This is a genomic window from Actinophytocola sp. (assembly GCF_035762905.1).
GTDB lineage: Bacteria > Actinomycetota > Actinomycetes > Mycobacteriales > Pseudonocardiaceae > DASYTH01.
On sequence record NZ_DASUCC010000020.1, the window covers coordinates 1 to 11,226 of the forward strand.

At 70.1% G+C, this 11,226-nt stretch carries 7 protein-coding genes; 4 read left to right on the forward strand and 3 right to left on the reverse strand.

From position 1 onward, the window contains the following. Nucleotides 1-560: 560 nt before the first annotated feature. Together glnA and VFV67_RS02575 are read right to left on the reverse strand one after the other, a co-directional pair. On the reverse strand, nt 561-1,904 hold the full coding sequence (gene glnA, locus VFV67_RS02570; RefSeq protein WP_326466895.1) for a type I glutamate--ammonia ligase: 1,344 nt from the start codon (nt 1,902-1,904) through the stop codon (nt 561-563). Nucleotides 1,905-1,927: 23 nt separating this feature from the next. Next, the gene (locus VFV67_RS02575; protein WP_326466896.1) at nt 1,928-3,229 is read right to left on the reverse strand and encodes an MFS transporter; all 1,302 of its coding nucleotides are present in this window, start codon (nt 3,227-3,229) and stop codon (nt 1,928-1,930) included. Nucleotides 3,230-3,281: 52 nt separating this feature from the next. On the opposite strand from VFV67_RS02575, the gene VFV67_RS02580 reads away from it, so the two are divergent. The 3 genes from VFV67_RS02580 (at nt 3,282) to VFV67_RS02590 (ending at nt 6,565) form a co-directional block, all read left to right on the forward strand. Beyond that, complete coding sequence (locus VFV67_RS02580; protein WP_326466898.1) at nt 3,282-4,244, forward strand: GlxA family transcriptional regulator; 963 nt, start codon at nt 3,282-3,284, stop codon at nt 4,242-4,244. A 100-nt stretch (nt 4,245-4,344) separates the two neighbouring features. Continuing rightward, on the forward strand, nt 4,345-5,037 hold the full coding sequence (locus VFV67_RS02585) for an LppX_LprAFG lipoprotein (RefSeq protein ID WP_326466900.1): 693 nt from the start codon (nt 4,345-4,347) through the stop codon (nt 5,035-5,037). A 1-nt stretch (nt 5,038) separates the two neighbouring features. Further along, nucleotides 5,039-6,565 carry an MFS transporter gene (locus VFV67_RS02590; RefSeq protein ID WP_414636156.1) on the forward strand — a complete coding sequence of 509 codons (1,527 nt, stop codon included), beginning with the start codon at nt 5,039-5,041 and terminating at the stop codon, nt 6,563-6,565. Here the strand turns inward: VFV67_RS02590 and VFV67_RS02595 are convergent. Then, nucleotides 6,517-8,070 (reverse strand): alpha/beta hydrolase, encoded by a 1,554-nt coding sequence (locus VFV67_RS02595; RefSeq protein ID WP_326466903.1) that lies wholly within the window; start codon nt 8,068-8,070, stop codon nt 6,517-6,519. The two genes, VFV67_RS02590 and VFV67_RS02595, sit on opposite strands and share 49 nt — an antisense overlap. 134 nt (nt 8,071-8,204) lie before the next feature. Here VFV67_RS02595 and secA2 point away from each other — a divergent pair, with 134 nt between their 5' ends. Further along, on the forward strand, nt 8,205-10,565 hold the full coding sequence (secA2, locus tag VFV67_RS02600; RefSeq protein ID WP_326466902.1) for an accessory Sec system translocase SecA2: 2,361 nt from the start codon (nt 8,205-8,207) through the stop codon (nt 10,563-10,565). Nucleotides 10,566-11,226 lie beyond the last annotated feature (661 nt).

Below are 11,226 nucleotides of genomic sequence, written 5' to 3' on the forward strand. Positions count from 1 at the left end.
CAGCGTTCGTCCTGAGCCAGGATCAAACTCTCCAAAAAAACCTAGCCCAACTCAAAAAGAACCAACAAAGGTTCACAAAACATAAAGCTCTACTGGCTTAAATCGGCACACTGTTGAGTTCTCAAACAACACACGCGCACCCGTCATGCACTCAAGCTACTGAGCACAGTCAGAGGGGCAGGTATCTCGTAGTTTTCCTGATCTTACGCCGAGCGAAGCACCCGCCCTTCAGGCGGTGACTCCTTGCTCAGGCAACCCGTTCACTCTACCCGGTCCGCCTCGGAGGGTCAACCCCCGCGGCCCGGAGGGAGTCAAGCCACTGATTGTTGTATCAGGGGCCTGGCTTCCCGCCGAACAGGCCGGGGTCGCTACTCCCAGCGGGTTCGGCGCGGTACGTGGCGCGATGAAAAGTTAGGCCACGTTCCGGAATGAAGTCAAATCGGCTGGTCAGAGCCCCGTGGAAGCCGAGACTCGGCGCGGTGTCGGTCCCGGTTGCGACCCGTTCCCGGCGCACCGTCGAGCGGAAAATGTGACCTAAACGATTCGATCTATGGGCCAACTCAGAGCACGGGCAGCAGGGAACGGAGCTCGTACGGGGTCACGCTGCGCCGGTAGGCGTCCCACTCGTTGCGCTTGTTGCGCAGGAAGAAATCGAACACGTGCTCGCCAAGGGTCTCGGCGAGCAGCTCCGAGCGCTCCATCTCGGCCAGCGCCTCACCCAGGTTCTGCGGCAGGTTGTCGTAGCCGGCGGCCCGGCGCTCGGCGTCGGTGAGCGACCAGACGTCGTCCTCGGCGGCCGGCGGCAGCTCGTAGCCCTCCGCTACGCCCTTCAGGCCGGCGGCCAGCACCACCGCGAACGCCAGGTAGGGGTTGCACGCCGAGTCGAGGCTGCGGATCTCCACCCGGCGGGAGGACGCCTTGCCCGGCGAGTACATCGGCACCCGGACCAGGGCCGAGCGGTTCGCGTGCCCCCAGCACACCGCGGTCGGCGCCTCGCCGCCGACGATCAGCCGCTTGTAGGAGTTGACCCACTGGTTGGTCACCGCGGAGATCTCCCGGGCGTGCCGGAGCAGCCCGGCGACGAACGCCTTGCCGCTCGCGGACAGCTCGTAGGGATCCTCGCTGTCGTAGAACGAGTTGCGATCGCCCTCGAACAGGCTGAGGTGGGTGTGCATGCCGGAGCCGGGCTGGTCGGTGAACGGCTTGGGCATGAACGAGGCCCGCACGCCCTGAGTGATCGCCACCTCCTTGACCACGTACCGGAACGTCATCACGTTGTCGGCCATGGTCAGCGCGTCCGCGTAACGCAGGTCGATCTCCTGCTGGCCGGGTGCGCCCTCGTGGTGGCTGAACTCCACCGAGATGCCCATCGCCTCGAGCGTCTCGATCGCATGCCGCCGGAAGTGCGCGGCGGTGGCGTGACTGGCCTGGTCGAAGTACCCGCCGTTGTCGGCCGGGGTGGGCTCGCGCCCGTCCGCCGGCAGGTCGGTGAGCAGGAAGAACTCGATCTCCGGGTGCACGTAGCAGGTGAACCCGGCCTCGCTGGCCTTGGACAGCGTGCGGCGCAGCACGTGTCGCGGGTCGGCCCAGGACGGGGAGCCGTCCGGCATGGCGATGTCGCAGAACATGCGGGCGGAGTAGTGGTGGCCCTCCGGCGTCTGCCAGGGCAGCACCTGGAAGGTGGCCGGGTCGGGCCGGGCCACCATGTCCGACTCGTACACCCGGGCGAACCCCTCGATGGCCGAGCCGTCGAACCCGATGCCCTCGGCGAACGCCCCCTCGAGCTCGGCGGGCGCCACCGCCACCGACTTGAGGAAACCCTGCACGTCGGTGAACCACAGGCGGACGAAGCGGATGTCCCGCTCCTCCAGCGTCCGCAGAACGAACTCTTGCTGCCGATCCATGCAGGCAGCCTAGGTAGATCGTGTTAACTCGATGTTTCCGGCACCCTCGTGCTCTGGATCGAGATCGACATCAGCGCGGCCAGCACGCACAGCCCGCCGGCGAGATACCAGGCCAGGCGGTAGTCGCCGAGCGAGTCGCGGATCGCGCCGGCGCCGACCGCGGCGATCGCCGCGCCGATCTGGTGCGAGGCGAAGACCCAGCCGAACACCACCGGTCCGGAGACGCCGAACCGCTCCCGGCACAGGGCCACGGTCGGCGGCACGGTGGCGATCCAGTCCAGTCCGTAGAACACGATGAACACCCACATGCTCGGCTGGGTCTCCGGGGCGAACAGCGACGGCAGCACCAGCAGGGACAGCCCGCGCAGGGTGTAGTAGCCGCCGAGCAGCAGGCGTGGGTCCACCCGGTCGGTGAGCCAGCCGGAGAGCACGGTGCCGGCCACGTCGAAGAGACCGACGAGGGCGAGCAGCGACGCGGCCGTGGTGTGCGGCATGCCGTGGTCGTGGGCGGCGGTGACGAAGTGGGTACCGACCAGGCCGTTGGTGGACATCCCGCAGATCGCGAACCCGCCGGCGAGCAGCCAGAAGGTCGGTGTGCGGGCGGCCTCGCGGAGCGTGCGCAGCGCCCGGGCGATGCTGCTGCCGGTGGCCGGCACCGGTGCCTCGATCTCGCCCTCGGCGCCGTAGGCGGTGGTGCCGACGTCGGCCGGGTGGTCCCGCAGGAACAGCAGGATCAGCGGCACGACGGCAAGCGCTGAGACCGCGACGACCACCGCGGGGGTGCGCCAGCCGTGCTCGGTGGCGAGCACGGCGACCAGCGGCAGGAAGATCAGCTGACCGGTGGCCCCCGCCGCGGTGAGGATGCCGCTGACCAGGCCGCGGTGCCGGACGAACCAGCGGCTGGTGACCGTCGCGACGAAGGTCATCGCCATCGATCCGGTGCCGAGTCCGACCAGCACGCCCCAGCACAGCAGCAGCTGCCAGCTCGCCGTCATGAACACGGTCAGCCCCGAGCCGGCGGACACCAGCAGCAGCGCGCAGACCACCACCCGGCGCATCCCGAACCGGTCCATCAGCGCCGCGGCGAACGGTGAGAACAGCCCGAACAGCACCAGGTTGATCGACACCGCCGAGCCGATCGTGGCCCTGGACCAGCCGAACTCCTCGTGCAGCGGGTCGATCAGCACGCTCGGCACCGCCCGGAAGCCGGCCGCACCGATCAGCGTGACGAACGCGACGGCGGCCACGATCCAGGCCCAGTGCGGGCGGCGAACGCGCGGGATCCCCCGCTGGAGAAGCTCGGTCACCGGGTCAGCTTCAATCATCGGCACCTGGCGGACGAGTGGCCTGATCGCCAATATGTGAAAGGATCTGGCCATGGCACCGCATCGTGTGGTCGTGCTGGCACTCGATCCAGTGATCGGCTACGACATGGCCATCCCACCGCAGCTGTTCGGCGCGGCCACCGACGGGGCCGGTGAGCCGCTCTACGACGTGCGGATCTGCGGCCTGGACCGGGAGCCGGTCACGGTCCGCTCCGGATTCACGATGGTTCCCGACCACGGCAGCGAGGCGCTGGCCGACGCGGACACGGTGATCGTGCCCGGCACCCAGATCACCGGGCCGCGCCGGCACGGCACCCTGCCGGACCGGCTGGCCGAGGCGTTCGCGCTGATCCCGGCTGGTACCCGGCTGATGTCGATCTGTACCGGGGCGTTCGTGCTGGGCGCAGCGGGCATCCTGGACGGGCGTCCGGCTACCACCCATTGGGCGTACGCCGACGCGTTCCGTGAGCTGTACCCGCGGGTTCTGCTGGACGAGAACGTGCTGTTCGTCGACGACGGTGACGTGCTCACCTCCGCCGGACTCGGCGCGGGCATCGATCTGTGCCTGCACGTCGTGCGCATCGACCACGGCAGCGAGGTGGCCAACCGGGCGGCCCGGTACTGCGTGGTGCCGCCGTGGCGCGACGGCGGGCAGTCGCAGTACATCGAGCGGCACGTGCCCGACCCCGGCACCGAGGGCACCGCGCCGACCAGGGCCTGGGCGCTGACCCGGCTGTCGGCGCCGCTCGACCTCGCCGAGTTGGCCCGGCACGCGCGGATGAGCGTGCGGACGTTCAGCCGGCGGTTCCGGGCGGAGACCGGGATGTCCCCCGGCACCTGGCTGATCCAGCAGCGGGTGCGGCACGCGCGGCACCTGCTGGAGACCACGGACCTGCCGGTGGACCGGGTGGCGACCGACGCCGGGCTGGGCACGGCGGCCTCGCTGCGCGCACATCTGCGGGCGTCGATCGGCGTGTCGCCGCTGGCCTACCGCAAGACCTTCCGGGCCGGGTGAGCGGGTCGCGAACCAGCGACTCGGTTGCTGGAATCGGGGACTCGCGGGGCAGTTCCGGCATCACAGCCCCTTCTCAGTTCACGGGACATACGATGCGCGCATGGTTTTGCGTCGGATCCTCCTCGGATGGCTCGCCACCGTCGCCGTCGTCGCGACGGGGTGTTCGGACGACCCGCCGGCAGGTGGTTCCTCGTTACCGGATGCCGGGGGGCTGCTCCGCGACGCCGCGGCCGCCAGCAAGGACATCGAGAGTGCGCACTTCACGCTCACGGTCAACGGGGCGATCGACGGGCTGCCGGTGCACAGCTCGGAGGGCGACCTGACCAAGGACGGCGCGGCCAAGGGCACGGTCGACATGGACCTGCTCGGCCAGTTGTTCGAGGGCGAGTTCGTGCTGGTCGACCGGAGCGTCTACATCAAGGGACCGACCGGTGGGTACCAGAAGCTCCCGGCCGCGCTGGTCACCAACCTCTACGACCCGTCGGCGATCCTCAACCCGGACAAGGGCATCGCCAACGTACTGGCCAACGTGCAGAATCCGAAGACCGAGGCCAAGGAGTCGACCGAGGGCGCGTCCACCTACAAGGTCACCGGCCGGGCCAGCAAGGACGTGGTGTCCGGGCTCGTGCCGGGCGTGAACTCCGATGTGGACATCACCTTCTGGTTACGCGAGGACAACAAGCAACCGGTGAAGGCCTCGGTGGCCGTGCCGGGCTCCGACGACAAGCCGGCCTCCGTGGACGTCACACTGTCCGATGTGGACAAGCCAGTCACGATCACCGCTCCGGCCTGAGGTGAGCCAACCCGGACACCGCCGGTCCATCGCCATCGGGGCCGGCGGGCTGGCGGTGCTGCTCGGCGCGCTGGACACCTACGTGGTGATCAGCGTGTTCCGCCAGATCATCGACGATCTCGAGATTCCGGTGAACCGGCTGGAGCGGATCACCCCGATCGTCACCGGCTACCTGCTGGGTTATGTGGCGGCGATGCCACTGCTCGGCCAGGCGTCGGACCGGTTCGGCCGCAAGGTGATCCTGCAGGTGTGTCTGGCCGGGTTCATCGCCGGCTCGGTGCTGACCGCCGCGGCGGACGATCTGCCCGCACTGGTCGCCGGGCGGGTGATCCAGGGCGTGGCCAGCGGGGCCCTGCTGCCGGTGACCATGGCCCTGGCCGCGGACCTGTGGGCGGAGCGCAGGCGGGCGACCGTGCTCGGGGCGGTTGGCGCGGCCCAGGAGCTGGGCAGCGTGCTCGGGCCGCTGTACGGGATCGCGCTGGCCGCCGTCGTCGGGTGGCGCGGGGTGTTCTGGGTCAACGTGCCGCTCGCGTTGCTGGCCATGGTCGCCGTTCAGTTCACCGTGCGCGGGCGGGACGCCGCTGTCCGGCCGGCCCCGGTCGACGTCCCGGGTGGCGTGCTGCTGGCCGTGGCGCTCGGGCTCACGGTGGTCGGGCTGTACAACCCGGAGCCGCAGACCCGGGCGCTGCCACCGTGGGGCCTGCCGATGCTGGTCGCGGCCGGCATGGTGCTGGTCGCGTTCGTGCTCTGGGAGGTGCGGGCGAGGACGAAGCTGATCGACACGACCGGGGTGCGGCTGCGGCCGTTCCTCGCCGCGCTCGGCGTCAGCCTGGCGGCCGGCGCCGCGCTGATGGTCACGCTGGTGGACATCGACCTGTTCGCGCAGAGCCTGCTCGACCGGGACGACGCGGGCGCCGTCTTGCTGCTGCTGCGGTTCCTGGTGGCGCTGCCGGTCGGCGCGCTGCTCGGCGGAGTGCTGGCCGCCAGGTTCGGCGACCGCTGGGTGGCCTTCGCCGGGATGCTCGTCGCCGGGCTGGGCTACCTGCTGATCTCCCGCTGGCCGGTGGAGGTGCTGTCCACCCCGCACGTCCTCGGGCCGGTCACGCTGCCTCGGCTGGACACCGACCTGGTCATCGCCGGGCTCGGGCTGGGGCTGGTGATCGCCCCGCTGTCCGCCGCGGTGCTGCGGGTGGTGCCGGCGAGCCAGCACGGGGTCGCCTCGGCCGCGGTCGTGGTGGCTCGGATGACCGGGATGCTGGTCGGGGTGGCCGCGCTGTCCGCGTGGGGCCTGCACCGGTTCCACAGCCTGACCGCGGACCTGCCGACGCCGCTGCCGTTCGGGATGTCTCCCGAGCAGTACGAGCAGGCGATGGCGGAGTACCTGCGGGCGGTCGACGACGCGCTGCTCACCGAGTACAGCGAGATCTTCCTGATCACCTCGGTGGTGTGCGCCGCCGCGGCGCTGCTCGCCCTGCTGATCTACGAGCAGCGGGTGCCGGTCTCCGGAAGCCGCAGGTCAACCAGGTAACGCGTGCCCGCATCGTCGACACAGCGGTTGCTCTGCAGGAACGCGGTGTGCTGGGTGCCCTCGAAGGTGAGCAGCCCGCCGCCGAGCACCTTGGCCAGGTTCACCCCGGCCTCGTACGGCGTCGCCGGGTCCTTGGTTGTGGAGACCACCAGCACCGGAGGCAGGCCGGCGATCTGCGGCAGGTGCGGCTGGCTGGTGTTGGGCACCGGCCAGAACGCGCAGGCATCCAGTGCGCTGGTCGGTGGGTTGCCGTCGTCCAGGAACGGCGCGGCCGCCTTGTACCGGCGCTGCGCCTCCAGCACCACGTTCTTGTCGGTCACCCGAGGGTCGTCCACGCACCGGATCGCGGTGAACGCGTCCTGCGTGGTCGAGTACCGCCCATCCGACCCGCGCTCCAGGTAGGTGTCGGCGAGCAGCATCAGCGTCTGCGCCTTGTTGCCCTTCAGCTCGGTCAATCCGGTGTTCAGGTACTCCCACAGCTCGTCGGCGTAGAGCGCCTGGATCACACCGGTCATGGCATCGGAGTAGGACAGCTTGCGGCCGTCCCCGACGTCGACCGGCCGCTCACCCAGCGGGCGCACCAGCCCCAGGAACTCGGTCAGCGCCTTGGCCGGGTCCTGGCCGAGCGCGCAATCCTGCCGCTGCACACACCAGGCCACGAAGTCGTCGAACGCCTTCTGGAAGCCCGCACCCTGCGCCACCAGTTCCTCGATCGGATCCTGGTTCGGATCCAGCGCCCCGTCCAGGACCATCGCCCGCACGTTGTTCGGGAACGTCTCGGCGTAGGTGCTGCCGATCCGGGTGCCGTACGAGTAGCCGAGGTAGGTCAGCTTCTCGTCACCGAGCGCCGAGCGCAGCACGTCCATGTCCTTGGCCACGTCCCGGGTGCCGATGTTGGCCAGCATCGCCGCACCCTTGCCGGTCCGCTCCGCGCACTTGGTCGCGTAGTCCTTCTGGTCCGCCTCCAGCTTGGCCACCCCCGCCGGGGAGGCGTCCAGCTCGTCGTCGTCGGCCCGCTCGGCGTCCCGCTCGGCATCGGTGAGACACCGCACCGTCGGCTCGCTCGACCCCACCCCACGCGGATCGAAGCCGACGAAGTCGAACCGCTGGCCGAGCTCGCTGTCCTCGGCCCCGCCGCCCAGCCGGGCCGCGGTGGCCAGGCCGGCCGCGCCCGGACCGCCCGGGTTGATCACCAGCGACCCGATCCGGCGCGCCTTGTCCCCGGCCGGCCGGCGGGACACCCCGAGGGTGATCGTGTCGCCGTCCGGTTTGGTGTAGTCGAGCGGTACGGTCAGCCGAGTGCACTGCACATCGTCGGAACCCAGTACCTCTCGGTCGCTGTCCGTCGCGGCGTACGGCTCGCAGTCACCCCAGCTCAGCGACTGCCCGTAGAACCGGTCAAGACCCCCGGGCACGGGTCCGGTCGGCCCGCGCTGTTCGATGTCCGGAGCCAGCGCGTTACCGGAGGTGGTTGTCGTGCACGAGGCGACGAGCGCGAGCACCATGGCCCATAAGAGGGGCATGGTGCGCAGGGACCTGGTCACGCTCGTGATAGTGCCATCGCAGGGTGCGGAACTCATCCACCATGGTGCACCGTTACCGTGCAGGGTCCGTTGTTCGAGCGAGGAGGTGGCCGCGGGTGGCTGCGTTCCTGCGGCGAGTCAAAGGTGGGTTTCAGCGATTCCTCGAGCGTCCGGCCACCGTAGACCTCTCGCACTACGACAAGGTGCTGAAGTCGATCGCGTGGCGGGAGAGCCGGGTCGAGAAGCTCACCGACGAGGAGCTGACCGCCGCGACGGCGGAGTTGCGCCGTTCGGATGAGGACACCGGCAAGGCGTTCGACGATACCGAGATCGTCCAGCTGTGCGCCCTTGGCCGGGAGGCTGCCCGGCGCGGGCTGTCCGAGCGGCCGTTCGACGTCCAGCTGATCGGCATGATGGAGCTGCTCGCCGGGCATGTCGTTCAGATGGCCACCGGTGAGGGCAAGACGCTGGCCGGCGCGCTGGCCGCGGCCGGTTACGCCCTGCAGGGGCATCCGGTGCACGTGATGACCGTCAACGACTACCTGGCGCAACGCGACGCGGAGTGGATGCGCCCGGTGTACGCCCTGCTCGGCGTCACGGTCGGCTGGGTCAACCAGACCTCGACCCGCGAGGAGCGGCGCGCGGCCTACGCGGCCGACATCACCTACGGCTCGGTCAGCGAGATCGGCTTCGACGTGCTGCGCGACCGGCTGTGCACCTCGGCCGACGGGCCGGACGGGCCGGTGCAGGACGAGCCCGGCGTGGTGCTCATCGACGAGGCCGACTCGGTGCTGGTCGACGAGGCGCGGGTGCCGCTGGTGATGGCCGGCTCGACGGCGGACCACCAGACCGACCCGGAGGTCGCCAAGATCGTCCGGGTGCTCCAGCCGGGCACCCACTACCAGCGCGACGAGGACGGCCGCAACGCCTGGTTGACCGAGCGCGGCGCCCAGGTGGTGGAGAAGGCACTTGGCGGCATCGACCTGTACTCCGGCGAGCACAGCGACCGGCTGGCCGCGGTGAACGCGGCTCTGCACGCGCACGCGCTGCTGGAGCGGGACATCGACTACATCGTGCGGGACGGCAAGGTCCACCTGATCAACACCTCGCGCGGCCGGATCGCATTGCTGCAGCGGTGGCCGGACGGGCTGCAGGCGGCGGTGGAGGCCAAGGAGCGGCTCGCGCCCACCGAGAGTGGCGAGGTGCTCGACTCGATCACCGTGCAGGGGCTGGTCGGTCGTTACCCGATCGTGTGTGGCATGACCGGCACCGCCGTCGCGGTCTCCGAGCAGCTGCGCGAGTTCTATCAGCTGCGGGTCGCCGTGATCCCGCCGAACACGCCGTGCATCCGGGAGGACGAGCCGGACCGGATCTATGCCACCGAGAGCACCAAGGACGCGGCGATCATCGCCGAGATCGTGGCCACCCACGCGACCGGCCGGCCGATCCTGATCGGCACGGCCGACGTGGCCGAGTCCGAGCGAATGGCCGGCAAACTGGCCGAGGCCGACGTGCCGTGCGTGGTGCTGAACGCGAAGAACGACGCGCAGGAGGCGGCGATCGTCGCCGAGGCAGGCGCGTTCGGGGCGGTGACCGTGTCCACCCAGATGGCCGGGCGGGGCACCGACATCCGGCTGGGCGGCAAGGACTCGGCCGACCACGAGAAGGTCGCCGAGCTGGGCGGCCTGTACGTGATCGGCACCGGCCGGTACCCGAGCAGCCGACTGGACGACCAGCTGCGCGGGCGAGCCGGCCGGCAGGGCGACCCCGGCGGGTCGGTGATCTTCGCCGCCCTGTCCGACGAGCTGGTCCAGGTGTACGCGCCGGACGCCACCGCGGGCGACGAGCCGGACGAGGACGGCCGGCTGATCGACCCCACGTCGCGGCGGTTCATCGAGCACGCCCAGCGGGTGTCCGAGGGGGTGCACCTCGAGGTGCACCGCAACACCTGGCGGTACACCAGGCTGATCGAGCACCAGCGCGGGGTGCTGCTCGAGTACCGCAACGAGCTGATCGGCACCGACCTGGCCGAGACCGAGCTGGCGTCGATCAGCGGGGACCGCTGGTCCGACCTCACCGAGACGCTGGACGACGCGGTCCTCGAGGACGTCGCGCGGACGATCATGCTCTACCACCTGGACCGGTGCTGGACCGAGCACCTGGCGTTCCTTTCCGACGTCCGCGAGACCATCCATCTGCGGGCCCTCGCCCGCGAGACCCCGATCGACGAGTTCCACCGCGCGGCGATCCCGGCGTTCAAGAAGATCCCGGACGAGGTGGCTGCCCGCTCGGCCGAGACCCTCGAGACGGCGACCATCACCGAGGCGGGCGTGGACATGGAGACCGCCGGCCTCATGCGCCCCACCTCCACCTGGACCTACATGGTCCACGACTCCCCGTTCGACACCGACGCCGAGCAGGCCCTGCAGCGGGTCCGCGCCATGCTGAAGAAGGTCAAGGGCAGCCGCCGCCGCTGACCCAGCCCCGCCCCCCAACGGCTGTGGGGCCGGATCCGGCAACCGGCTGCCCCAACCAGGACTCGGGCGCTGGACCTCGGAACTCAGGCGCTGCACCTGGCAACACGGCTGTCCGAGCGGCAACTCGGCTGGCCCAACCAGGAACTCGGATGTTGGATCCGGCATTTCGGCTGCACCAACCCGGAACTCGGGCGCTGGCCCCGGAATTCAGCTGCTCGAGCCGGCAACTCGGCTGCCGCAACCAAGAACTCGGCCACCCCAACAGGAACTCAGGCACTGGACCTCGGAACTCAGGCGCCGCACCTGGCAACTCCGCTGCCCAAGCCAGCAACTCGGCTGACCCAACCAGGAACTCGGGAGCTGGACCCGGGAACTCAGGCGCCGCATCCGGCAACACGGCTGCCCAAGCCAGCAACTCGACTACCCCACACCAGGAACTCGGGAGCTGGACCCGGGAACTCAGGCGCCGCACCTGGCAACACGGCTGCCCAAGCCAGCAACTCGGCTGACTCAACCAGGAACTCGGGTGCTGGGCCCGGGAACTCGGGTGCCTGGAGGAGCGGTAACTCGGGAATAGCCCCCCGGGGATCGGGGGTTGGGTGCGGTTCCTCGGGGCTGGGGATCGGGGGTTGGGGTTCCTCGGGGCTGGGGGTCGGGGTGG